At 63.7% G+C, this 22,421-nt stretch carries 23 protein-coding genes; 17 read left to right on the forward strand and 6 right to left on the reverse strand.

Annotated features, from left to right (window positions below):
• Position 1: 1 nt before the first annotated feature.
• From CSQ87_RS01420 to tsaD, 9 genes are all read left to right on the forward strand, one after another.
• Complete coding sequence (locus CSQ87_RS01420; protein WP_133122316.1) at positions 2–928, forward strand: transporter substrate-binding domain-containing protein; 927 nt, start codon at positions 2–4, stop codon at positions 926–928.
• A 136-nt stretch (positions 929–1,064) separates the two neighbouring features.
• On the forward strand, positions 1,065–4,046 hold the full coding sequence (leuS, locus tag CSQ87_RS01425) for a leucine--tRNA ligase (RefSeq protein ID WP_100512068.1): 2,982 nt from the start codon (positions 1,065–1,067) through the stop codon (positions 4,044–4,046).
• Between the two features lie 578 nt (positions 4,047–4,624).
• Positions 4,625–5,293: a ComEA family DNA-binding protein gene (locus tag CSQ87_RS01430; protein WP_100512069.1), complete on the forward strand. Its 669-nt coding sequence runs from the start codon at positions 4,625–4,627 to the stop codon at positions 5,291–5,293.
• Positions 5,294–5,592: 299 nt separating this feature from the next.
• Positions 5,593–7,227: a ComEC/Rec2 family competence protein gene (locus CSQ87_RS01435; RefSeq protein ID WP_165776679.1), complete on the forward strand. Its 1,635-nt coding sequence runs from the start codon at positions 5,593–5,595 to the stop codon at positions 7,225–7,227.
• A 37-nt stretch (positions 7,228–7,264) separates the two neighbouring features.
• Positions 7,265–8,257, forward strand: coding sequence for a DNA polymerase III subunit delta (gene holA, locus CSQ87_RS01440; RefSeq protein ID WP_100512071.1), 993 nt, complete (start codon positions 7,265–7,267; stop codon positions 8,255–8,257).
• Between the two features lie 14 nt (positions 8,258–8,271).
• Complete coding sequence (tsaE, locus tag CSQ87_RS01445; RefSeq protein ID WP_423734759.1) at positions 8,272–8,880, forward strand: tRNA (adenosine(37)-N6)-threonylcarbamoyltransferase complex ATPase subunit type 1 TsaE; 609 nt, start codon at positions 8,272–8,274, stop codon at positions 8,878–8,880.
• A gap of 116 nt (positions 8,881–8,996) precedes the next feature.
• A complete protein-coding gene (gene tsaB, locus CSQ87_RS01450) occupies positions 8,997–9,917 on the forward strand; it encodes a tRNA (adenosine(37)-N6)-threonylcarbamoyltransferase complex dimerization subunit type 1 TsaB (protein WP_100512072.1) in 921 nt (306 codons plus the stop codon).
• The gene (gene rimI / locus CSQ87_RS01455) at positions 9,914–10,441 is read left to right on the forward strand and encodes a ribosomal protein S18-alanine N-acetyltransferase (protein WP_100512073.1); all 528 of its coding nucleotides are present in this window, start codon (positions 9,914–9,916) and stop codon (positions 10,439–10,441) included. Before tsaB ends, rimI begins: the two co-directional genes overlap by 4 nt.
• Complete coding sequence (gene tsaD, locus CSQ87_RS01460; RefSeq protein ID WP_100512074.1) at positions 10,438–11,484, forward strand: tRNA (adenosine(37)-N6)-threonylcarbamoyltransferase complex transferase subunit TsaD; 1,047 nt, start codon at positions 10,438–10,440, stop codon at positions 11,482–11,484. The genes rimI and tsaD overlap by 4 nt, the downstream gene beginning before the upstream one ends.
• 80 nt (positions 11,485–11,564) lie before the next feature.
• Here tsaD and CSQ87_RS01465 read toward each other — a convergent pair whose 3' ends face one another.
• Positions 11,565–11,834: a helix-turn-helix domain-containing protein gene (locus tag CSQ87_RS01465; protein ID WP_100512075.1), complete on the reverse strand. Its 270-nt coding sequence runs from the start codon at positions 11,832–11,834 to the stop codon at positions 11,565–11,567.
• A 203-nt stretch (positions 11,835–12,037) separates the two neighbouring features.
• Between CSQ87_RS01465 and CSQ87_RS01470 the strand changes: the two genes are divergently transcribed.
• Positions 12,038–13,159: a 5-methyltetrahydropteroyltriglutamate--homocysteine S-methyltransferase gene (locus CSQ87_RS01470; RefSeq protein ID WP_100512076.1), complete on the forward strand. Its 1,122-nt coding sequence runs from the start codon at positions 12,038–12,040 to the stop codon at positions 13,157–13,159.
• Positions 13,160–13,301: 142 nt separating this feature from the next.
• On the opposite strand, the gene CSQ87_RS01475 is transcribed toward CSQ87_RS01470, so the two are convergent.
• From CSQ87_RS01475 to CSQ87_RS01490, 4 genes are all read right to left on the reverse strand, one after another.
• Entirely contained in the window at positions 13,302–13,595 is a 294-nt protein-coding gene (locus tag CSQ87_RS01475) for a chorismate mutase (RefSeq protein ID WP_100512077.1), read from the reverse strand.
• A gap of 108 nt (positions 13,596–13,703) precedes the next feature.
• Entirely contained in the window at positions 13,704–14,018 is a 315-nt protein-coding gene (locus tag CSQ87_RS01480) for a hypothetical protein (protein WP_100512078.1), read from the reverse strand.
• Between the two features lie 270 nt (positions 14,019–14,288).
• Positions 14,289–14,558 (reverse strand): DUF4160 domain-containing protein, encoded by a 270-nt coding sequence (locus CSQ87_RS01485; RefSeq protein WP_100512079.1) that lies wholly within the window; start codon positions 14,556–14,558, stop codon positions 14,289–14,291.
• Positions 14,551–14,787 carry a hypothetical protein gene (locus tag CSQ87_RS01490; protein WP_100512080.1) on the reverse strand — a complete coding sequence of 79 codons (237 nt, stop codon included), beginning with the start codon at positions 14,785–14,787 and terminating at the stop codon, positions 14,551–14,553. The genes CSQ87_RS01485 and CSQ87_RS01490 overlap by 8 nt, the downstream gene beginning before the upstream one ends.
• Before the next feature lie 271 nt (positions 14,788–15,058).
• On the opposite strand from CSQ87_RS01490, the gene CSQ87_RS01495 reads away from it, so the two are divergent.
• The 5 genes from CSQ87_RS01495 (at position 15,059) to CSQ87_RS01520 (ending at position 18,048) form a co-directional block, all read left to right on the forward strand.
• Positions 15,059–15,481, forward strand: coding sequence for a DUF4143 domain-containing protein (locus CSQ87_RS01495; protein ID WP_243388785.1), 423 nt, complete (start codon positions 15,059–15,061; stop codon positions 15,479–15,481).
• 261 nt (positions 15,482–15,742) lie between these two features.
• Entirely contained in the window at positions 15,743–16,723 is a 981-nt protein-coding gene (locus CSQ87_RS01500) for a DUF1648 domain-containing protein (protein ID WP_100512081.1), read from the forward strand.
• A gap of 234 nt (positions 16,724–16,957) precedes the next feature.
• Positions 16,958–17,356, forward strand: a complete 399-nt coding sequence (locus CSQ87_RS01510) for a nucleotidyltransferase family protein (RefSeq protein ID WP_100512082.1) — start codon at positions 16,958–16,960, stop codon at positions 17,354–17,356.
• Positions 17,353–17,730, forward strand: a complete 378-nt coding sequence (locus CSQ87_RS01515; RefSeq protein ID WP_100512083.1) for a HepT-like ribonuclease domain-containing protein — start codon at positions 17,353–17,355, stop codon at positions 17,728–17,730. Before CSQ87_RS01510 ends, CSQ87_RS01515 begins: the two co-directional genes overlap by 4 nt.
• Positions 17,731–17,778: 48 nt before the next feature.
• Positions 17,779–18,048 (forward strand): hypothetical protein, encoded by a 270-nt coding sequence (locus tag CSQ87_RS01520; RefSeq protein ID WP_100512084.1) that lies wholly within the window; start codon positions 17,779–17,781, stop codon positions 18,046–18,048.
• A 73-nt stretch (positions 18,049–18,121) separates the two neighbouring features.
• On the opposite strand, the gene CSQ87_RS01525 is transcribed toward CSQ87_RS01520, so the two are convergent.
• A complete protein-coding gene (locus CSQ87_RS01525) occupies positions 18,122–19,726 on the reverse strand; it encodes a helicase-related protein (protein ID WP_100512085.1) in 1,605 nt (534 codons plus the stop codon).
• Positions 19,727–20,021: 295 nt separating this feature from the next.
• On the opposite strand from CSQ87_RS01525, the gene CSQ87_RS01530 reads away from it, so the two are divergent.
• Both CSQ87_RS01530 and CSQ87_RS01535 read left to right on the forward strand, forming a co-directional pair.
• A complete protein-coding gene (locus CSQ87_RS01530) occupies positions 20,022–20,939 on the forward strand; it encodes a CPBP family intramembrane glutamic endopeptidase (protein ID WP_165776680.1) in 918 nt (305 codons plus the stop codon).
• A gap of 84 nt (positions 20,940–21,023) precedes the next feature.
• On the forward strand, positions 21,024–22,295 hold the full coding sequence (locus tag CSQ87_RS01535) for a serpin family protein (RefSeq protein WP_133122317.1): 1,272 nt from the start codon (positions 21,024–21,026) through the stop codon (positions 22,293–22,295).
• Positions 22,296–22,421 lie beyond the last annotated feature (126 nt).

The raw sequence follows: 22,421 nt of genomic DNA on the forward strand, positions 1-22,421 counted from the left end.
CATGTCCGCCTCTCGCGAACCACTGACCGCGCCCTGTCACCGGTCTGGCCACCGTCTCCGTCGCCGGTCCCTACGTCGGCCCTCATGCCGTCCGCGACGCGCAGGCCGACTGCTCGTCCGCGCGCTGTCCGCCGTCGTCGCCCTTGCGCTGTGCCTGCCGCTGGCCGCCTGCGGGCAGACCGATCCGCTGGGCGCCAGCGAGGTGGTCGGCCCCCGTCTGGCGATCGGCGTGGCCTACGACCAGCCGTCCATGGGATACCGCAAGGGCGACGACTACAGCGGACTGGACGTGGAGGTGGCCCGGTACGTGGCGAACCGGCTCGGCTACGCGGACTGGCAGATCGTCTGGGAGAACGCCCCCGAGGCCGATCGCGACCGCATGCTGGCCTCCGGCGAGGTCGACATGATCGTCGGCGTGTTCGTGGATGATTCGCAGAACGTCGACGATCTCGGCTTCGACTTCGCCGGCGCGTATCTTACCGAACGACAGGCGGTCATGGTCCGCAGGAGGGGAGGAGCTCCGATCGATTCGTTGAATGCGCTGCGCGGCCGCAAGGCATGCGTGGTGCGGGGCAGCCGGTCCGTGGAGCAGATGCGCAGGAAATTCGGCTCCTCGGTGAGCCTCATCCAGCAGCCGGGGTCCACTCAGTGCGCCACCGCACTGCTCAGTGGCATGGTGGATGCCGTCGTGGCGCCGGGCGCCGTACTGGCCGGACTGCACAGCGCCGGGAACGACGACACCACGCGGATCCTGTCCGAACGGTTCGGCGACGAGGGCCGCTACGGCGTGGCCCTGCCCTCCGGCAGCACGCAGCTGGAGCACCGGGTGGACCTCGCGCTGCGGCGGATGCACAGGGACGGCACCTGGGATCGGGCGTGGAACCGGACGCTCGGCGCGATCGGCTACGAGACCGATCGAAGTCGCTGATGGTCCGTCGATGGTTCTCCGATGGTTCGCCGATCAGGTTCACTAGGTTCACTAACTGGAACGAAACGTCCTCGTGTCCAGTTGCATGATGATAATGGCCCCTGTTACCTGAGTAAGTAGGAGAAAAAGGAGCAGCATGGCCCAGGATGCTACCGATGCCAACGTGACCCCGAATCCGGAGGAACCCGCGTTCCGTTACAACGCGCAGATGGCACAGAGGATCGAAGAGGATTGGCAGAAGCGTTGGGACGATGAGGGCACCTTCTGGGCGGCCAACGTCAACGGCGATCTCAAGGACGGCGACGGCCGCAACGCCGAGGGCCGTCCCTCGTACTTCGCGATGGACATGTTCCCGTACCCCTCGGGCAAGGGCCTGCACGTGGGCCATCCGCTGGGATACCTCGCCACCGACGTGGTGAGCCGCTACCACCGCATGAAGGGCGAGAACGTGCTGCACGCCATGGGCTACGACGCCTTCGGTCTGCCCGCCGAGCAGTACGCCGTGCAGACCGGGCAGCACCCGCGCGTCACCACCGAGGCCAACATCGCCAACATGCGCCGCCAGCTGCACCGCATGGGCCTGAGCTTCGACAACCGCCGCACCTTCGCCACCATCGACCCCGGCTACGTGCGCTGGACGCAGTGGATCTTCTCCCGCATCTATGACGCCTGGTACGACGAGGACGCCACCAACCCCAGCGGTTCCAAGGGATCCGCCCGTCCGATCGGCGAGCTGGTCGCCAAGTTCGAATCCGGCGAGAAGGCCATCCCCGGCCACGAGTCCGACGGCAAGGCGTGGGGCGATCTGAGCGAGGCCGAGCAGCAGGACATCCTCAACGACTTCCGTCTCGCCTACATCTCCAAGTCCCCGGTCAACTGGTGCCCGGGTCTGGGCACCGTGCTCGCCAACGAGGAGGTCACCGCCGAAGGCAAGTCCGAGCGCGGCAACTTCCCCGTGTTCCAGCGTGAGCTGCGCCAGTGGTCCATGCGCATCACCGCCTACGGCCACCGTCTGATCGAGGACCTCGACGGCATCGACTGGCCCGAGAAGGTCAAGCTCATGCAGCGCAACTGGATCGGCGAAAGCCACGGCGCCTCCGTGCACTTCACGGTCGAGACCCCGTCCGGCGACCGCGACATGGAGATCTACACCACCCGTCCCGACACCCTGTTCGGCACCACGTTCGCCGTGGTCTCCCCGGAGCACGACCTGCTGCAGTACGTGCCGGCCGAATGGCCCGCGGACATCCCCGACAGCTGGAAGGGCGGCTACGCCACTCCGGCCGAGGGCGTGAAGGCCTACCGTCTCGCCGCCGAATCGAAGACCGCGAAGGACCGCGTCGAGGAGAACGGCGAGAAGACAGGCCTGTTCACCGGCCTGTACGCCGTCAACCCGATCACCGGCGTCAGGCTGCCGCTGTTCACCGCCGACTACGTGCTCATGGACTACGGCACCGGAGCGATCATGGCCGTGCCCGGCGGCGACCAGCGCGACTACGACTTCGCTGTCAAGTACGGTCTGCCCGTCATCTACACGGTCAAGCCGCTGCCCGACTCCGGCGACGACCTCGCCGCCTACGAGGGCAAAGCCCCGTTCGTCTCCCATGACGGCATCGTCATCAACTCGTCCGTGGACGCCACCGCCGCCAAGGGCGACGCGCTCAGCCTCGACGGCCTGCGCGTCGACGAGGCAATCGCCAAGGTCAACGCATGGCTCGAATCCGCCGGCGTCGGCAAGGGAACCGTCAGCTACCGTCTGCGCGACTGGCTGTTCAGCCGCCAGCGCTACTGGGGCGAGCCCTTCCCGATCGTCTACGGCGAGGACGGCACCCCGCATCTGCTGCCCGACTCCGCCCTGCCGATCAACCTGCCGGACGTGCCCGACTACCAGCCGCGCACCTTCGACCCGATGGACGCCGAATCCAACCCGGAGGCCCCGCTGAGCCGCAACGAGGACTGGGTGAAGGTCGAGCTCGACCTCGGCGACGGCAAGAAGACCTACTACCGCGACACCAACACCATGCCGAACTGGGCCGGCTCCTGCTGGTACTACATGCGCTACATCGACCCGACCGACACCAAGCACATGGTGGAGAAGGACGAGTTCGACTACTGGATGGGCCCGAACCACAACAAGACCGCCGGCCGGGCCGGTGGCGTGGACCTGTACGTCGGCGGCGTGGAGCACGCGGTGCTGCACCTGCTGTACTCGCGCTTCTGGCACAAGGTGCTCTTCGACCTCGGCTACGTGGATTCGGCCGAACCGTTCCACAAGCTGTTCAACCAGGGCATGATCCAGGCGTTCGCCTACACCGACGACCGCGGCCAGTACGTGCCCGCCGCCGAAGTGGAGGAGGGTCCGGCTGACGCGAACGGCGAGCCCACGTTCACCTGGCATGGCGAACACGTGAACCGCGAGTTCGGCAAGATGGGCAAGAGCCTGAAGAACATCATCACGCCGGACGACATGTACTCCAACTACGGCGCCGACACCTTCCGTCTGTACGAGATGAGCATGGGCCCGCTGGCCGACTCCCGTCCGTGGAACACGCGCAACGTGGTGGGCGGCATGCGCTTCCTGCAGCGTCTGTGGCGCAACGTGGTCGACGAGAACACCGGCGAGGTGCACGTGAGCGACGACGCGCTCGACGCGAAGACGCTCAAGCTGCTCAATAACACGATCGCCGAGGTGACCGAAGAGATGGAGGGCATGCGCCCGAACACCGCGATCTCCAAGCTCATCGTGCTCAACAACCACCTCACGTCGCTGCCGTCCGTGCCGCGCGCCGCCGTCGAGCCGCTGATCCTCATGCTTTCGCCGATCGCCCCGCACATCTGCGAGGAGCTGTGGCGCCGTCTCGGCCACCCGAAGTCGCTGGCCCATGCGCCGTGGCCGGTCGCCGACGAACGCTACGTCGGTCAGGACAGCGTCACTGCCGTGGTGCAGGTCAAGGGCAAGGTGCGCGGCAAGCTCGAAGTGAGCCCCGACATCACGCCCGAGGAACTGGAGAAGCTGGCCCTCGCCCTGCCGGGAGTGCAGAGCCGACTGGGCGGCAAGCCCCCGCGCAAGGTGATCGTCAAGGCCCCGAAGATCGTCTCCGTGGTGCCCGCGAACTGATCATGCCGGCGGATCCTCCGATCCGTCGATGATCTGAGTCGATGATCCAGGCCCCTCGCCCCGCCGAACCCGGTGGGCGAGGGGCCTTTGTTTTTGTCGGTCTGATGCGGAGGACCTCTCCCCGGTTTTCCGATGATGGGCTCCTCCCGCCGGCGGGAGGTGACGCGTGCAACGCGTCGGAGGGTGGTTTTCCGCCCAGCACGTTCACGGCGTCCGACTGTTGACGGTGCCGGATTCGTCCACAGGCATCACGTCGGACCCCGAATCCATCCACAGACACGCCGGGACCGAGGCACGTTCGACCACATTGTCCCGAAGACGGATTGCGGCACGGTCGCATCGCCGATACTGGGAGCGTGCCCACCTACAGAACCCCCGGAGCCCCTCGACGATCCGCCCGGGAACGCCTCCTCAGACCGCCGGCCCCGCCTGCTGCGCATGATGTGCCGGCCGCGACGTCGGTCGCCCGAGGTCCGGTGTCGTCCGGGTCTTCGCAGTCGATCTCGTCGTCTGTGTCATCGCGGCGACCGGTGCCGGCGGGGAAACCATCATCGGTCCAGGCCGGCCGGCATGAGACGATGCTCGGCGTACTCTCCGGCGTGTCCCCGGACGATTCCGGCGCCGACGCCCTGCTGGAGCGCGAGACCGGCCGTGATCTGCCCCGGCTGCGACTGACCCCGCGGCACAGTGCGATCATCATCCTGATCCTGACGATGGCGCTCGCCCTGAGCATGACCCTGCTGGTCCAGCAGACGATCGCCATGAACCGGGCCATGTCATCGTCCGGCATGGCGTCCGCCGGCGATTCGCCGGGATCCGCCGTCACCTCGTCACCGCTCGCGTCGACCTCCGCATCGACCTCTGCTAGGCCGGTTGCGCCGACGCCGACGGCTTCGGCACCATCCGGGGGAGCGCAGCGGACCGATGGATCTTCGTCGTTGTCGGGTTCTTCGTCCCCGTCGGCGTCCCCGTCCCCGTCGGCGGCGTCCGGCGGTTCGGCCGTGCCCATCGATCTCAATACCGCCACGGCCGAGCAGCTGGAGACCATCAACGGCGTCGGACCGGCCACCGCCCGCAAGATCCTCGATCACCGTGCCCGGATCGGCCGGTACGCCAGCGTCGAGGAGCTGCTCGACGTTCCGGGCATCGGCGACAAGACCCTGAGCAAGATCCGCCCCTACGTCACCGTCGGTGCAGGCGGGACTGCCGGTGGGGCCGTCGGTGCGGCAGAAGGCGGCGGATCATGAGGCAGCGAGGCATAGGACAATGTGCGGTACGCCAGTCGGGGCCGGACCGGGGACAAACCGGGCATGATCCGACGGCCTGCCGCGAGCGGGGCAGCCGCGACTGGCGCATGATGCCGGTCGCGCTGACCGTATGGGCCGCGCAGCTAACCGAACGGGCACTGTATGACCGGCTGGCGGGGCGCGGACGAACGGCATCGTATGGCCAATCGGCATCGTCTGGTCAATCAGAGGGGTATGGCCAGTCAGCGGAGTATGGTCAGCCGTTCGGTTCCGGCGCATCGGCGGCCGGGGACGACGCCATGATCCTCCTCATCGTGACCCTGTTCATCGGCTTCGTCGTGATCGGTTCGGTTGTGCCGTCCCTGTTGCCGCGGCTGCTGTCCCGGAAACCCCGTGGCACGGCGAATGGCGGGAGCCGGATGAGACCGGTCGGCGTGAGCATGGTTTCGTTGCAATACGCCATGGTTCTCGTCGTTGCGACGCTGTGCGCGCTCTGCTCCGGACTGTGCGCCGCTCTGATCGATTCCGGCGACGCCGTAGCCGCGTCACTGCGAGCAGGCGGCGGGCATGTGACGATGAGTCTGCGGACGGTGTCGCCGATGACGGCGTCACCGATGCGAGGATCCGACTGCCAGACCGACGCCGTCGTCCAGTGGATCGAATCGGAGCGTATCCGTTCGCCGTCCTCGGCGACCGTGCATGTGTTCGCCGACGCGGCGCATTGCCGGTGGCGGCAGGGCGGCGTCTACCGGGCGAGCGGCACGTTGGGCGAGCCGAAATACGGTCAGGCCGACGCGTGGCTGACGTTGAAGGACAAGTCCCGCGACATGATGCTGGAAACCGAAACGCCGGGTCGGCTCGACACGGCCGTGGAGGCCATGCGCCACGACTTCATCGACGTGACGCGTCGACTCTCCGATCAGGGCAGGGTGCTCGTGCCGGGACTCACCATGGGCGTGCTCGGACAGGACGCCTATCTGCCTGAAACCGGATGGTCGGGATTCGGCCGATCCGGCGAGGCGCAGCCCATCGACGGCAACTACGCCGAGGCTCTGGAGGACGACTTCAAGGCGGCAGGCATCATGCATCTGATGGCCGTCTCCGGCGGTCACTTCGTGCTCGTCGCCGCCATGGTCACCCGTCTGGCCTCGTTCCTGCTGCTGCCGAGATGGGCGAAGGCCGTGGCCGTCACCGTGGCCTACGCCTCCCTGACGATGCTGATGTTCCCCGCCGATTCGGTGCTCAGAGCGTTCGCCATGGGCCTGTTCGGCGTGGCCTGCCTGCTCGCCGGCCGGCGCTCGCAGGCATTGTCAGCGCTGAACTGGACGGTGATCCTGTCGCTGATATTCGACCCGTCGCTGGCGGTCAGCTTCGGCTTCGCGCTCTCCTGCGCCTCGGTGTACGGCATCGTGCTGCTGTACGACGTGATCCGGAGGCCCATGTCCCGTTGGATGCCCGGCCCGCTTGCCGACGCCGCCGCAGTGACGCTGGCGGCCCAGTGCCTGACCCTGCCCATCCAGGTGCTGATGTCGCCGGATATTCCGATCTGGTCGGTGCCGGCGAACTGCATCGCCGCGCCCGTGGTCGCCTTCGCCACCGTCGCGGGACTCGCCTCGCTGCTCGTCTCCTGGGCGCTGCCGTCCCTCGGCTTCATGTTGGCATGGCTGTCGGGCTGCGGCACCTGGGTACTGGAACGCTGCGCCACGCTGCTCGGCGGCGATCATACGCTCGCATGGCCCGAAGGCGTTCCCGGCATGCTGGGGGTCTGCGGCGCGGAAATCGCCGTGGCGCTGGCGATATGGGGCATCCGGTATGCGATCGCAGCCCGTTCGGCGGCACGGGGACGGTCGGCTCCGGGCGAATACCGGGCGACATGGTTCGAACATGCCGCCGGCTGGTGGGAGGAGACCCGCGGCATGCTGCTGAAGGACTGAGCGGCGATTGTCCACGTCGTCGGGAAGATGGGAAGATATGGCAGCAGCGTCAAAAGCATCGAACAAGGCGGGAACCTCACCGGTCGTCATCGTGTATGGCGGCGACGAATTCCTCAACCGTCAGGGGGCCTGGGAACGCTGCCGGGCGGCCTGCGACGCCAGACCGGACGCCGAACTCATCGAACTGGACGCCTCCTCATGCGACGCCTACGCATTCGACGAGGCGGTCAGCCCGTCGTTGCTCTCCGACGTGGCGGTCGTCTCCCTGACGAACCTGCAAAACGCCGACGACAGGCTCGGCGACGCCCTGATCGCCTACACGAAGCAGGCCGCCAAGGATCCGGCGCATTCCAGCGTGGTGATCTGCCGCCACGAGGGAGGACCGAAGGGCAAGCGCGTGGTGGACGGCATGGTCCGTGCCGGCGCCGAACGGGTGCAGATGCCGGATCTGAAGAAGGCCGAGGCGAAGATCAACTTCGTCTACCAGCGGTTCGAGCGTGAACATCGCCGGATCGACCCGGCGGCCGCCCAGCAGCTGGTCAGCGTGCTGGGGGAGCGGACCGGCGAGCTGGCGGCCATGTGCTCGCAGCTGTGCTTCGACTTCGACGACGATCCGATCACGATCGACCGGGTGAACCAGTATTTGACCGCCAACCCGCAGGTCACCGGGTTCATGGTCGCCGACAGGGCCGTGGCCGGGGACGCGGCCGGCGCCATCGTGGCCATGCGATCCGCCATCGAACAGGGCACCGACCCGATCGCGCTGATCGGCGCGCTGGCGATGAAGATGCGGACCATGGCCAAGGCCTCGGCGGTCAAGATGGGCAGGATCACGAAGGCGGAGGCCAAGGTCAATCCGTGGGTGCTGGACAACGCTAAGCGACAGCTGCCGGGCTGGACCTCGCAGGGCATGAGCCACTGCATCCGCATGCTGGCATGGGCCGACGAGCAAAGCAAGACCAACGGCGGGGACGCGGTGTACGCGCTGGAACGCAGCATCGAATCCATCGCCGCCAAGGGCCGACGATGAGGAGAGGAACGAGTATGAGCGGAAACGACATGAACGCCTACGGCAGGAACGCGCTGACCATCGAGGCGCCCACCGCGGACGACACGAGGACGATCGGCGAACGGGTCGCCGGATTGTTGCGCGGTGGCGACGTGGTGTTGCTCTCCGGCCCGCTCGGCGCCGGCAAGACCACCTTCGCCCAGGGGCTGGGCGCGGGACTGGGCATCGACGAACCCATCGTCTCGCCCACCTTCACCATCGCCCGCGAGCTGAAGGGCCGGTTCGCAGACGGCACGGCGGCCCATCTCGTGCACGTGGACGCCTACCGCCTGGGAGGCAATGACTACGCGCCGGGCGAGGACGTGGTCTCGCGTCTGCTGGACGAGCTCGAATCCCTCGGCCTCGACGAGGAACTGGAGGATCCCAGCGACGACACGGTGGTGCTGATGGAATGGGGCGAGCAGATGATCGCCGCCCTGGCCCCCGAACGTCTGGAGATCCACATCGACCGGCCGATCACGCCGATCGAACCGTCCGCCGAGGAGACCGACGCCGATCGGGAGCTGACCGGCGACGGCGTCAGGACGATCACCCTCGTGCCCGTGGGATCGGACTGGACCCGACGGGTGTCGGGCTTACAATAACGGGGAATGAAAACGGACGCCGGAGGCGAACCGGACGGAGACGGCGGCCGCAACCGGCAACGGAACGGACAGAACGGAACGACAGAGCGGACAGAAGGGCAGGACTGGACAGGATTATGGTGTGTGAGGATCCGACCGCATTCCCGACCACGTTGGTGATCGACACGTCGTACGGCTCCACGGTGAGTGTGGTCGGCGAGGAACCGATCCATGAGGCGGACTCCCGCCTGCACGTCGAACGGCTGCAGCCGAACATCGCCGCGGCGATCGAACGCGCGGGACTGGAGCCGAAGGACATCTCGCGCATCGTGGTGGGCACCGGGCCCGCGCCGTTCACCGGACTGCGCGCCGGTATCGTCGCGGCCAAGGCGCTCGCCTTCGCCCTCGACGCGCAGCTGCTGGGACAGGACGTGCTGGAGCCGCAGGCCGTCTGGCAGGCCGAACGCCGTCTGCGTGCCGATGGCGGCGTGGCGTCCGACTACCGGCATCTCGTGCTCGCCGTCAACGACGCCCGCCGTCGTCAGCTGTACTACCGCCTGTACGAAAGCGTGATCGAACCGACCGATGCGTCGGGACTGGCGAAGGCGGGACTGCCCCGGCCGATCGGCGACATGGACATCGCGTATCCGAACGACATCGTGGAGAGGACGAACGCGATCGTCTCCGACATGCTCGGGGAGGACTGCCGTCCGATCGTGGTCGACGTCATCGGCCACGGCGTGGAGAAATACGCCTCCGCATGGCTGAACCTGATCCGACGCGGGGAGCTGATTGACGACTCCGTACTGCATGGCGCGGGCGTCGAAGGGCCGATCCTGTTCGCCCGCACGGCCGAACGACACCATGTCGACGGCGACGAATGCCCGTCCGAACCACTGTATCTGCGCAGGCCCGACGTGTCGGTGCCGAACCCGCTGAAGCATGTGCTGAACCATGGCGGTGCGGACCGTGCCGGGTCTGACCGTGCCGGGTCTGATCGTGCCGGTGCCGATCACGGTGCCGACCGTGTTGCCGCGGAAGGCGAGGGCGGCCGATGATCCGCGAATTCACGGACAATGACATCATGCGCATGGCCGAACTGGAGGCCGACCTGTTCGGTCGGGGAGCGTGGAGCGAATCGATGATCCGTCAGGAGCTCGAGGCCCCGGCCCGCTCGTACTTCGCCGAGGCCCCGTCCGAGCACGAGCCGATGCGCGGCTACGCGGGATTCTGGTATGACGGGGACGACGCCGAACTCATGACCATCGGCGTGGACCGGCAGCATCAGCGCCAAGGCATCGCCAACGCCCTGATGCGCCGGCTGATCGACGAGGCGAAGGCCAAGGGCGCCCGCAGGATGCTGCTTGAAGTGCGCGTGGACAACGAGCCGGCTCTCGCCCTGTACCGCAGCTTCGGATTCGAGATGATGGGACGTCGCAAACGGTACTATCAACCGGAGGGTATCGACGCCTTCACCATGAGTCTGGAACTGAACCCGTGGACAGTCGGCTTCCACGGCACTGGCGAACACGAAAGCCTTGAACAGGAGAACAAGCAAGGGAACGGGGGAGACGAATCATGAGCGAACCGGTGGTGCTGGGCATCGAATCCACCTGCGACGAGACCGCGGCGGCGATCGTACGCGGCCGGACGCTGCTGAGCAACGTGGTGGCCTCATCCATGAACGAGCACGCCCGATACGGCGGCGTGATCCCCGAGATCGCCTCCCGGGCGCACGCCGAGGCGTTCGTGCCGGTGGTCTCCAAGGCCCTTGCCGACGCCGACATGACGCTGTCCGACGTCGACGCGATCGCCGTGTCGTCCGGTCCCGGTCTCGCCGGGTGTCTGGCCGTCGGCGTCTCCGGCGCCAAGGCGCTGGCCTGGGCGGCGAACAAGCCGCTGTACGGCATCAACCATGTGATCGGCCACATCGCCGTCACCCAGCTGCAGTTCGGGCCGTTCCCGCCCGACACGCTGGCGCTGATCGTCTCCGGCGGCCACACGTCGCTGCTGCACGTCGAGGACGTGGCCCGGCACGTCGACGTGGTCGGCACCACGCTTGACGACGCCGCGGGCGAATGCTTCGACAAGGTCGCCCGTCTGCTCGGCTTCCCCTACCCGGGAGGCCCTCACATCGACCGTCACGCGCAGCAGGGCGACCCGCACGCCATCCGGGTGCCGCAGGGGCTGACCCAGGGCAAGGCCGCCGCGAAGCACCCCTACGATTTCAGCTTCTCCGGCGTGAAAACCGCCGTGGCCCGCTGGATCGAGGAGCAGCAGGCCGCCGGCCGCGAGATCCCCGTCAACGACGTGTGCGCCTCGCTGGCCGACTCCGTCGCCACCGTGCTGGCCCGCAAGGCCATGCGCGGCTGCGAACAGTACGATTCCTCCACGCTGATCGTGGGCGGCGGCTTCTCCGCCAACTCGCAGCTGCGCGCCAAGCTGCTGGAATTCGGCGCCGACCATGGCGTCGAGGTGCGCATCCCCGAAATCAAGCTGTGCACCGACAACGGTGCGATGGTGGCGATGCTCGGCGTGAATCTGGTGGAGGCCGGCGTCAAGCCCAGCTCACCCGATTTCGCGATCGACTCCGCCATGCCCATGAACAGGATCGTCGCCGAATAGTCGGACGTTCGACATTGAACGGCAACAGTCCCGGCACCCGTCCGCTTTTCGGGGGTGTCGGGACTGTTGCCGCTTACCGGCTACCGGTCCTGACCGTCGTCCAGCACCTGCTGCTCCACCAGCACCTGCGTGAACATCTCCACGGGGGTCACGCCCAGTGCGTCGCTGAGCTGCCAGATCTTGTCGAGCGTGGGCGATTTCTCCCCGCGCTCGATCTGCCCCACATAGGAGCGGTCGATGCCGGCGTTCAGGGCCAGTTTCTCCTGCGATATCCGACGGTTCCGCCGCAATGCCGCGACCGCCTTGCCGAATGCCCTACGTCGTCTCGTCTTCACATCATCCAAACTCATACGGGATATGATCCCCGAAACAGGGCCCGTAGTCCACGGACTATAATCCGTATGTCGTCGTCCTGCCGTGTGCGTGACCGCGCTTCCCGCCGCGGACGATCCGTCGCCGGCGGTGCCATCGGTCGCGTGCCTCGCCGAATCGCGGTAAGGTACCAAGGTCAGCGCCGCAAACGGCGAACCGGATACCCGAGGAGAGAACAACCATGGCATACGCCAGCAACGCGCCCTTCCATGCCGACGTGGTGGGCAGCTACCTGCGTCCCGAAGCGCTCAAGCAGGCCCGTGCGGCCTTCGAAGTCGGCGAGATCGACGCCGCCGCGCTCAAGGCGGTCGAGGACAAGGCCATCGAGGAACTGGTGGCCAGGCAGAAGCAGGCCGGCCTGCACGTGATCACCGACGGCGAGTTCCGCCGCCGCTGGTGGCACTTCGACTTCATGTGGGGCTTCGCCGGAGTGGAGCACAAGGCCGCCGCCCACCGCGTCGCCTTCCACGACGAGGTCACCCCCGCCGACACCGCCGCCGTGACCGGCAGGCTCGACGGCCATAACCATCCGTTCGTCGAACACTTCAAGTTCGTCAAGCAGTTCGAGGACGAGAACACCGTCGCCCGCCAGACCATGCCGTCTCCCGCCCAGACCCTGTTCGTGCTCACCGGCAACAAGGCCGCCTACCCGTACGACGAGTTCTACGCCACCGACGAGGAGCTTGCCGCCGACATCGTCAAGGCCTACCGTCAAACCATCGCCGACCTGTACGAGGCCGGCTGCCGCAACGTGCAGTTCGACGACTGCACGTGGACCCGCCTGTGCGACCCGTCCGTGCGCGAACGTCTCGGCTGGAGCGACGAGGACGCCGAGCGCCTGCAGCGGCAGAACCTCGACATCATCAACGCGGTGATCGAAGGCCAGCCCGCCGACCTCGCCATCAACACGCACGTGTGCCGCGGCAACTTCCACTCCACGTGGCTTTCCTCCGGTGGCTACGCGCCCGTGGCCGCGAACCTGTTCGGCCGCGAGAACGTCAACGCCTACTACCTGGAGTTCGACGACGACCGTTCCGGCGACTTCGCGCCGCTCGCCGAAGTCTCCGGCGACAAGAAGGTCGTGCTCGGCCTGATCACGTCGAAGACCCCGGAGCTCGAGGATCCCGCCGTGATCAAGGCCCGCATCGAGGAGGCCTCGCAGTTCGTGCCGCTCGATCGCCTGTGCCTGTCCACCCAGTGCGGCTTCGCCTCCACCGAGGAGGGCAACAAGCTCACCGAGGAGCAGCAGTGGGCCAAGATCGCCCTCGTCAAGTCCATCGCCGACGAGGTGTGGGGCGACTGATCCTGCGTATAATTTCGTTAATGCGTAAGTTCGCCGGCCGTGTTATGACGGCCGACGGGCTTTTCTAGTGTGTGGGACCTTGTGCGGGCTGGATTCGGGTGGCGTTGCGCGCGGGAATGGCCGCGGCGAGAAGTGACGTCGATTATCGGTGCATGAAATCCGTCATTTCCGCATTGGTGAAGTGGGTGATCATCGTGCGCCAGACCGCTTCGACCAAATCCGGGTCGGCATGGGATGCCTCGGCCAACCCACGCACTTTGGCGATGACCGCGTCCACGCGCGATGATGCCTTGACGTCGTCCGCATTCTTCTTGAACTGCGCGGCCTGCGCCACATAGGCTCCGCGCTCGGCTATCAGATCGACCATCCGTGCGTCGATGCGGTCGATATTGGTACGTACCTCATTGAGACTGTCGCAAGCATGTATCGGTTCCATCAATATCGCTCCTCAAACGTTATGGTTTGTGCAATCAGTTTTTCGGCGTGATGGCCGAATTGCCGACTTTATTTTCGTCCAGGCCGATGGCGGTGAGGAAGCTGCTTTTCAGATCGCCGCCGTCCATTTGCCAGCGACGATCGTCGATTGTGACGGTTGGCGTGGAGAAGCCGTTCTTACGTACCCGTTCTTGGCGATCAGAATGCCGCCCTGATCGTCCGCGAGCGACGGCTTGACCTTGACCTTGCGCAAGGTCTCATATGCGGCCTGTTCCGATTGCGGAGCGCCCGTCGTGGCGAAATGCCTGCCCGACATACTGCGATACAGGGCAGCGCCGCACACGATCAGCAGGATGGCAGTGATCGCGACGGTCAACATTCCGATGATGGTCTGCTGACGGCGTTCCGCCGCCGAAACCGTCATGTTATTCCGAGAATCCTGCCGTTGCGTATTACTGCGTCTCGCTCCTCCATGATGATTGCCCGCGCGGGATTACGCCAATCGAAGGAGCGGCTGTCAACTAAAGACGACATGAGGTTTTGGTGTGATTGCATTTGTCGCAATTGCGAATTTCGTCAAATACTATGGCCGCACAATCCAAGGAGATGCTGAGACGCAGACACCCAAGCGCACGCGCTCGCCGGCGACCGGCTGCTTTGCTAGTAGAACGCCGAATGTCTCGCATTGGACTTGTCACTTATCGAAGTGGCAGTTACCAAAGAAACTGCGCCAAGCCTGCACGAAGCCGTTCCAGTTGCGGCGCATGTACAGTTGAATCTTCCGTGTCGTCTTGGGATCCAACGTGGTCGAGTCCACGACCACGTCCCCGTCGGCGGCCAATACGAATTTGGCAAGCCGATACGAATTATTGCGTTTAATATGAAAATGCACGCCGTGACCGCCATCATTGCTGGTCACATAGAACTCATATCCGGCGACGTCTTCAAACCATATCTCAGGCATATTCGCGATCCACTTCGCGTGCGTCCTCCACAAACGGATAGGAACGCTTGAAATAGCCTTCCACCAACGGGAATGATTCGGGCGGGAACGTGTTGCTGCGCACCGTGCCGTCGTTGTTGAACACGATCTTGAACCCGGTCGCCGGCTCGGTGACCGTGACCGTTCTCGCCGTGTATCCCAGCCGAAGACCGTTGGCCTCCAGCAGGTTACTCATGCCGATTTTCGCCATGACAGTCTCCAATCCATAGTTCCCCTATAAAGTATTACGCTTCCCATTGTATGCGGCTTCCTTCACGAAGCATGAGCCCTTTGCTTCTCTCAACCAATCCGTAAAACGGTTGGACGAAGACCTTGTACAGTCATCCGTCGCAGGATTCATTCCAGCCGAGTCCTTCTGCCAATTCATGGCTTCTCCTGTATTCTTCGGCAATGGGTTTTGGCGACAATCGGAATCACCACATACAACACGCAGCCCATGTCTGGCGTATCCGGAACTGCCGTTGAAGGGCAACTACGACGAGAACCGGTTCAAGCTCTACTTCGGCGACACCGGACTGTTTGTGTCCATGCTCGACGGCGAGGCCAGCGAGGACTTTCGGGCCAACCGCAATCTGGGTGTCTACAAGGGTGCGCTATATGAGAGCATTGTGGGCGAGGCGCTGAAGAAGCAGGGATACGATCTCTACTACTACAAGCGGGAGAATTCGACACTGGAACAGGACTTCTTCATCCGGACCAGGAACCACCTCGTCCCGGTCGAGGTGAAGGCGAAGAACGGCACCGCCAAATTATTGCGCACGCTCGTGACTTCGGACTCCTACCCGGACATCAACTTCGGTATCAAATTTAGTGCGGGCAACATCGGCGGCAGCAATCACATCTTCACCGCACCATACTTCACGGCATTCCTTCTGCGCGATTGATCCGCGCATATGATGACGGTCGCGCCCCACTACTTAACAACCCAGACCAGTGACCCTTGGCATATGGAAGCCCGTCATCATGCGAGTTTTTGCTATCGTGTGAGGCCTTGTGCGGGTTGAACTCGGGGATGCTGCGCGCGGGATGGCGCTTTACGAGCGGCGGCGGTGACATGGCATCGTCCCTCATCATGGTCCGGCGCCAGTGCGAACGGGCATACGGACATATAATTCAAGTGATTCAAGGACCCAAGTAGGGGGGCAATGAATGACAGCGCAATGACCGTCATCACGACGGCGATGTGGCTGATGCTGCCGGTGCTGGAGACCGTCGGCGTGGCGGCCGCACCATGGGCGACCGACCGGTACGAGATGTTCGGTGTCACAGTACCGCCCGCGGCGTTCTCCGATATACGTCTCGCGGGTCTCAGAAGAAACTATTCGTTGACCGTCGGTGGCTTCGGCGGCATATTGGCACTCGTCGACTTCGGTGTGTGGCTTGGATTCGGTCCGACTGTGGCATTCTGGACCGCGGTCATCGCCTTGGTTCTGATCATGGCATTCGGATTCGTCTGGTGGCAGCGGTGCCGCCGCGAGGTGATCTCGGTCAAGACGGAACGCGGTTGGAAAGCGACCGGCGATCGACGTGTTGCCGTCATTGACGATTCGCTGCCCAAGCCGCTGCCGCTGTGGTGGGATCTCGTTTACGTCGCGATCATCGCGGCGACGGTCATCATCGGATACGCAGGCTACGACAGTATGCCGCAGCGTGTGCCGATGCACATGAACATGGCCGGCGTCGTCGACGGTTGGGCCGACAAAAGTCCGTGGCTGATCTGGCTTGCGCCCGGCTTCGAGTTTGCCATTGTTACCGTGATGGTGCTTGGACACATCGCCATCCTGTACTCAGGGCGCCTGATCGACCCGCATCGGCCTCCGCGCTCGGTATGGAGGCATGCCGTGATAATGCGAGTATGGAGTGTCTACACACTGCTCGTTGGTATCGCCGTGATGTTGGGTGTTGGCCTTACGCTGCAACTGGGCATGCTCGGAATGGTCCCGCTGGGCCTCATGGGAACGACCGGCATGTTCGTCGCCATGCTCGCATTCGCCGGATGCATCGTAGTCATCCTGTTCTACGGGCGGAACGACTCGCGCGCGGATGATGTCGAAGTCGGTGCAACCGAGGCGGAGGACGAAACAATGCCTTGGGAAAAAAGAGAACCCCCAGTGCATCACGGCTGAGTCGAAGACCGTCCGGAGAGGCCCTTTGGGGGAATTCATGGAATATGATAATGGGTTATGAGCCGACAGTCAAACCCAGCGCCCGATTTCCTTTCGCAGACCCCTCGCAAGGGAAGCCCGCAGGAGAGGACGTTGCGCGCGAGACGAAAGTGATCACGGCCGTTTCCTGCGTATGACTCATACCTTGATGGAAAGCAACACGGAAGTCGAGAGACGAACGGAATCCGCCATCGTATGGGGGTGAATCTTGCCGTTGTGTTCATCACGCCCCTCTTATGTGCCGTTTGCGAGGCTATGTATCATGAACATATGGGTGTTCTCTCACTGGATCAGTTGCGGACCGTCGCGCAGCGAACAGCGCCGAATCATGGTGTTGGGGAGATGTACGTCTATGGTTCGGTGTCCCGCGGTGAGAATGGTCCCCACTCGGACGTCGATCTCATCTACCGGCTGGATGACAATCACAGGGCTACGGCAGGGGCGATTCTATCGTTGAAGGATGATTTGGAAGCAGGTCTCGGCTCGCCGGTTTCGCTCCTTTCCCAGAAGACCTTGCTGTTCAATGCCGAACACACTGTTTCGGGAAGACGATTCTATGACGCCATCAAACATGATCTGACAAGGATCGTATGATGAAGGAATCTGAGCGTGATGGTTTGTTGCTGGCCGAACTCATTGAGCATCTCGGCTATGCCTATGATGATGTGTCTGAATTTGCTGCCGCCGAGGATCTGGCGCTGGACCGAAAGAGCCGTAATTCGGCCGCCAAGGAAATAGAGCAGGCGCAGGAATGTGCCGCGCGGCTTTCCGATTCAGCCCGAACGGCTATGGCCGATGTGCCATGGAGAGAGCTCCGCGGGTTGCGGAACGTTATCGTCCATGAATACGGGGATGTTGATTGGGATGTGCTATATGACACAGTCATGATCGATTTTCCGCCGGTCATCGACACGTTGAACACCTATCAGGAACATGTACGCTGCTTGGGCGCAGATGGCGCCGGTTGATAAGCTGAATGTGGCATGGTCGCACGGATTCAATCAAGGAGGATTGCCATGAACGCCGACTATGGAAACGCCGACTACGGAAACACTGACGACAAGCGCATGAACGAGACGGACGGCACGGAGCGAGTCGCTCCCGAAATCGTGGACGGCAAGCCCGCATGCGCCTGCCCGTGGAAGGAGCTGAGGAACCGCGACGGTCTGGTGCCGACGATCGCGTCCACGGCGATCATGGTCGGCGTCATCGCCGTCAGCTGCTACGGGCAATACCTGCTCACCAAATGGGCCTGCAAGGCCGCCATCCGCGAAACTCGACGCTGACGCGGCTGATACCCCCATAGCGCTTATCCGGTAGGAGAGTGCGGCCTGATCCGACGGGACGGGCCGCCATTCGTCAGAATCTCCAGACACCGGTCAGGCGCCCGTCATTGCCTTCCGAGTCAAGGAGATCCGTCGTGAGTCGGTCTTCGATCAACGGTGCCTTCGGTCCGGTGACCTTGGCGATCACCTGACGCTCCAGGCGTATTCGCTCCTCCGAAAAACGGGCTTCCATGGTTTCGTCCAACAGTCCGAGCGTGCGCGCGAAGGCGAATCTGATGCTCAGCGTCCGGACCATTCGTTCCAGCCGCATCAGGTCGTGATCCTCCCGGTCATATTCTCGTTCCCATACTTCGCCGCCCGGGAGCATGGGGTGCCGTTTGCGCTTCAATCCCTGATACAGGCCGTTGACCTCATCGAGGTCACGGTGCACGTCAACGGGCAGAAAGGCCATCTTCAGCAGGGTGCTTCGGCTGGAGGCTCGGCTTTGTCCCGTTCCCGCCCCTCGTTGTTCGAGCATGGACGCGATGGTGATCGGGCCGGTAAGGTCAACACGGCGCATCATGTCGAAACGAAGGGGAGCCTTCGACCACGCCTTGAGCACGACACTCAGTAGGACATCGGCGTCTTTTCCCAATTCGCGCGGGAACGGCAGGCGGGCCGACGTGATCGGTGGAATGGTGGTTTCGATTCTGCTTCTCAGCCAGTCATTCTCGTCGCAGGTCGAAGTGACGTATCCATGATCAAACATGCCCAGACGTCCCGCTCGGCCTGCTATCTGACGCACCTCCGATGCGGTGAGCAAGCGGTTCCTTCTCCCGTCGTATTTGCTGACTGTGGTGAATACCACCCGTCGTATGGGAAGATTGAGTCCCATTCCCACCGCATCGGTGGCGACCAGCACCTTCGCCTCGCCGGAGGCGAAACGCTCCGCTTCCGCCCTACGGGCAGGCCACGGCAATGCACCGTAGATGACGGCGGTGGGGATGCCGCGATCCTCAATGCTCGCCGCCTCGGTGAGCACCATCTGCCGGTCGAACGCAATCAGCGCATCTCCGGATACGCAATCGTCGTCCAGTGGATGACGTTCGACGCTCAGCGGCGTCATCCGTTCATGACGGACGACGCGTGCCTCGTCCCCGCACAGGGCCACGAGCGTCGTTACGATGTCCAATGCTTCGGGAGCCATGCATACATGCACCTCCGCGGCATCAATGCCAAGTATGGCGCGGGTCCATGCGCCGCCGCGCCTAGGGTCCGCGATCATCTGGGCCTCGTCGATCACCGCACATGCATAGGGACGCTCCAGATCGACCATTTCAATGGTCCGCGACGAATATCGTGCTCCCTGTTCGAGGGATCGTTCCTCTCCGGTGATGATGTCGCAGGCGAATCCGGTCTCCCGCAGCCGTTCCCCGGTTTCCAACGCGAGCAGCCGCAACGGCGCGAGATATATGCCGGAACCGTGGCCCACCAGCGCCTGCAGCGCATCATGGGTCTTGCCACTGTTGGTGGGACCTACATGCAGGATGAAAGAACGAGGGCCATGTCGGAACTGCGCATAATGGTTGATCGGATCCGAGGCCGCATGCGATACGGCGACCAGATCACGAGCAGCGGCTTGCTGCGCCTTCTGCATGGCCTTCCTGTTTCTGCCACCCTTCTTCGTCGGTTTCCCCATCAGCCAGTCCTTCTCCTTCGCTCCTCTGCGATACGGCTGGAAACCATCTTAGAGGCATCAATGCCCATAGTGTCGTCGCCTTGGCTGTGCCATACTGAAAGAGGACAACGGCGTATTCGCAAGAAGGGGCATGGCGATGGATGATACGCGGCAACCCGAACACCAAACAAACCTCGAGAACCAAACGAACGCCACACGGCAAACCGACCCCGGACGCAGAGCGAACGATACCTCAACGAACGACATCCACCGGATACTGCTGGGCGGTATGCCCCCGATCCGACAGACCGATCTCATGACCGACGACCATCCGGTCCGCCGATATAACGGCAAGGACCGGAAGCGCTACAGCGCGCCGTTGCGCGGCTTCGTATTCGCGGCGGTGTTCATTGTCGCGGCGATTGCGATCATCGGCGTCGGCTCCGGCGGAAAGGCGGCGCTGCCGGGTTCCGGGACAGGAGTGACTCCCGACATGACGCTCGTATCGTGGGGCGAACTGTTCGGCGCGATCATCGCGTATCTGATCGTCGTGATGGCGTTGGAAGGCCGTCGCCGGCCGATCGAACTGGCGCCGGCCCGCGCTCTTGATCTAGTGCGCGGCGGCATCGCATCGTTCGTCTGCATCGCCGTCAGCATCGGCGTCATCGCCCTGTTCGGCGGATACCGGATCGTCGGATTCAACGCCGGCTACGTTCCGTGGGCCGATCTGCTGACGCTGGGACTGACCGCGGGCGTGGCCGAGGAGATCATGATGCGCGGCATCCTGCTGCGTCTGGTCGAGGAAAGTCTCGGCTCATGGGGCGCGGTGGCGGTGTCCGCGCTCGTGTTCGGTCTGCTGCACGTACTCAATCCGGACGGCACGCTATGGGGCGGCATCGCCATCGCCATCGAAGCGGGACTGCTGTTCGGTGCGATCTATCTGGCCACACGGTCACTGTGGTGGTGCATCGGCTTCCACGCCATGTGGAACATCGCCGAAGGGCCGATCTTCGGCTCGATCGTTTCCGGCACCGGAACTCAGCGTTCATGGCTGATCGCGCAATGGAGCGGTCCGGACCTGCTCACCGGAGGCCGTTTCGGCCTCGAAGCCAGCGTCGTGCCGGTGGTGATCATGGGCTCGCTCGCCATCGCCCTGCTGATCCATCTGCAGCGTCACGGCCGCATGATCGAACCGGTCTGGATCCGCCGGAAGCATTGCGCCGCCGAATCCTGAACGATATGATCGTTATGGATCTGCATGATATGAATGAAGGCGCGATGGCGCGTCAATGTGAGTCTTTGCGTGGAAGGGATGACTATGCGTCACGATGCATTCGACGCCGATACCGATGATATCGACGATGACGAGCGGCTTGACGATTGGGATGACGACGGGGATGAACCTGACTGGGATGACGATTGGGATGACGAAGAGTTCGAAGAAGAGCCGCTTGCTCCCGAGGCGCCCAAAAACGTCGTGTCGGCGATCCGGGATTTCGCGGTCGATTCGACCTCGGAGTTCCTGTCTGCGGACGGCAATGTGAACTATTCCCCGACATCGCTGTGGATGGCGTTGATGGTCGCCTTAACCGGTGCCGGGGGACGTACGAAAGCCGAATTGGAGAAGGCGCTGCATGCCGCGGACATCACGGCATCGGACCTGGCTGACTTCCGACGTGAGATGAACGCCATGAAGGCGTATGACATCGCCGACTCGGTATGGGTGTGGAAGGGCTGTTCGATTCGCGAATCATGGCGCGCGACCGTACATGCCATGGAGGCCGACGTCTTTGACGCCGAACCGTTCGATGCCGGCACCGGGCGTCGCATGTCGCAGTGGGTCAGCGATCACACCAGAGGGATGCTGTCTCCCAATATCAGCGTGAATCCCTCGCAGATGCTGGTGCTGATCAACGCTCTGGTCGCCGAAGGCACATGGAAGGATAAATTCAACAAGTCACGGACCAGAACGGAGATCTTTCATGGAACGAACGGCGACGTACCCGTACCCATGATGCGTCAGCAATCAGGGTCGTTCGGCTATGCCCGGGGCGACGGATGGGTGAAAGTCACTATACCGTTTGTGAGATACAGGGGCGGACTGACCTGCATTCTTCCCGATGACCGATCCGCTCTCGACCGGCTTGTCGGCGATACGGAGGAGCTGAGAAAGGCGTTCAACGCCAAAGCCAGCAGCTGGGGCTATTTGGTGGATCTGAGCATTCCGCGCTTCACCGTCCAGTCCACGTTTGATTCGGCGTCGCTATGCGATCATCTGGCCGCCCTCGGTATCGTCAGTGCCTTCGACGCCGAGAACGCCGACTTCTCCGGTATGGCCGATCTTCCTCTGTTCATCGGCGAAGCCATTCAGGAAACCAGAATGGAAGTGTCGGAGGAGGGGGCGAAGGCCGCGGCATACACCATGTTTGCCATGGCACTCGGAGGTCCTCCGCCCGAACCGAAGAAGGTGCGGGTGAGGCTTGACCGTCCGTTCATCTATGCGTTGGACGCGGATCTGTCGAGCGACTTCGATGGGAATGCGCCGCTGTTCGTCGGTATTCTCCGAGATCCTGCCGAGGGCGCTGAATGATCGACACGGATAGACTCAGCCGAACGCATTGCTGTCGAAAGCACCTTGCCCCCGGCCCGGGGCAGCCCCACACCCATGTCGGTGCCGGACACGCCGCTTCGGGCTCGGCGGACTGAGCCGAATCCC

This window comes from Bifidobacterium simiarum, assembly GCF_002802905.1.
In the GTDB taxonomy this organism is placed as follows: Bacteria; Actinomycetota; Actinomycetes; order Actinomycetales; family Bifidobacteriaceae; genus Galliscardovia; species Galliscardovia simiarum.

What these genes read in the sequence shown, in the direction of transcription:
- CSQ87_RS01420 (WP_133122316.1), top strand. Translation starts at nt 2, where the DNA reads ATGTCCGCCTCTCGCGAACCACTGACCGCGCCCTGTCACCGGTCTGGC.
- leuS (WP_100512068.1), top strand. Translation starts at nt 1,065, where the DNA reads ATGGCCCAGGATGCTACCGATGCCAACGTGACCCCGAATCCGGAGGAA.
- CSQ87_RS01430 (WP_100512069.1), top strand. Translation starts at nt 4,625, where the DNA reads ATGCTCGGCGTACTCTCCGGCGTGTCCCCGGACGATTCCGGCGCCGAC.
- CSQ87_RS01435 (WP_165776679.1), top strand. Translation starts at nt 5,593, where the DNA reads ATGATCCTCCTCATCGTGACCCTGTTCATCGGCTTCGTCGTGATCGGT.
- holA (WP_100512071.1), top strand. Translation starts at nt 7,265, where the DNA reads ATGGCAGCAGCGTCAAAAGCATCGAACAAGGCGGGAACCTCACCGGTC.
- tsaE (WP_423734759.1), top strand. Translation starts at nt 8,272, where the DNA reads ATGAGCGGAAACGACATGAACGCCTACGGCAGGAACGCGCTGACCATC.
- tsaB (WP_100512072.1), top strand. Translation starts at nt 8,997, where the DNA reads ATGGTGTGTGAGGATCCGACCGCATTCCCGACCACGTTGGTGATCGAC.
- rimI (WP_100512073.1), top strand. Translation starts at nt 9,914, where the DNA reads ATGATCCGCGAATTCACGGACAATGACATCATGCGCATGGCCGAACTG.
- tsaD (WP_100512074.1), top strand. Translation starts at nt 10,438, where the DNA reads ATGAGCGAACCGGTGGTGCTGGGCATCGAATCCACCTGCGACGAGACC.
- CSQ87_RS01465 (WP_100512075.1), bottom strand. Translation starts at nt 11,834, where the DNA reads ATGAGTTTGGATGATGTGAAGACGAGACGACGTAGGGCATTCGGCAAG.
- CSQ87_RS01470 (WP_100512076.1), top strand. Translation starts at nt 12,038, where the DNA reads ATGGCATACGCCAGCAACGCGCCCTTCCATGCCGACGTGGTGGGCAGC.
- CSQ87_RS01475 (WP_100512077.1), bottom strand. Translation starts at nt 13,595, where the DNA reads ATGGAACCGATACATGCTTGCGACAGTCTCAATGAGGTACGTACCAAT.
- CSQ87_RS01480 (WP_100512078.1), bottom strand. Translation starts at nt 14,018, where the DNA reads ATGACGGTTTCGGCGGCGGAACGCCGTCAGCAGACCATCATCGGAATG.
- CSQ87_RS01485 (WP_100512079.1), bottom strand. Translation starts at nt 14,558, where the DNA reads ATGCCTGAGATATGGTTTGAAGACGTCGCCGGATATGAGTTCTATGTG.
- CSQ87_RS01490 (WP_100512080.1), bottom strand. Translation starts at nt 14,787, where the DNA reads ATGGCGAAAATCGGCATGAGTAACCTGCTGGAGGCCAACGGTCTTCGG.
- CSQ87_RS01500 (WP_100512081.1), top strand. Translation starts at nt 15,743, where the DNA reads ATGAATGACAGCGCAATGACCGTCATCACGACGGCGATGTGGCTGATG.
- CSQ87_RS01510 (WP_100512082.1), top strand. Translation starts at nt 16,958, where the DNA reads ATGGGGGTGAATCTTGCCGTTGTGTTCATCACGCCCCTCTTATGTGCC.
- CSQ87_RS01515 (WP_100512083.1), top strand. Translation starts at nt 17,353, where the DNA reads ATGATGAAGGAATCTGAGCGTGATGGTTTGTTGCTGGCCGAACTCATT.
- CSQ87_RS01520 (WP_100512084.1), top strand. Translation starts at nt 17,779, where the DNA reads ATGAACGCCGACTATGGAAACGCCGACTACGGAAACACTGACGACAAG.
- CSQ87_RS01525 (WP_100512085.1), bottom strand. Translation starts at nt 19,726, where the DNA reads ATGGGGAAACCGACGAAGAAGGGTGGCAGAAACAGGAAGGCCATGCAG.
- CSQ87_RS01530 (WP_165776680.1), top strand. Translation starts at nt 20,022, where the DNA reads ATGACCGACGACCATCCGGTCCGCCGATATAACGGCAAGGACCGGAAG.
- CSQ87_RS01535 (WP_133122317.1), top strand. Translation starts at nt 21,024, where the DNA reads ATGCGTCACGATGCATTCGACGCCGATACCGATGATATCGACGATGAC.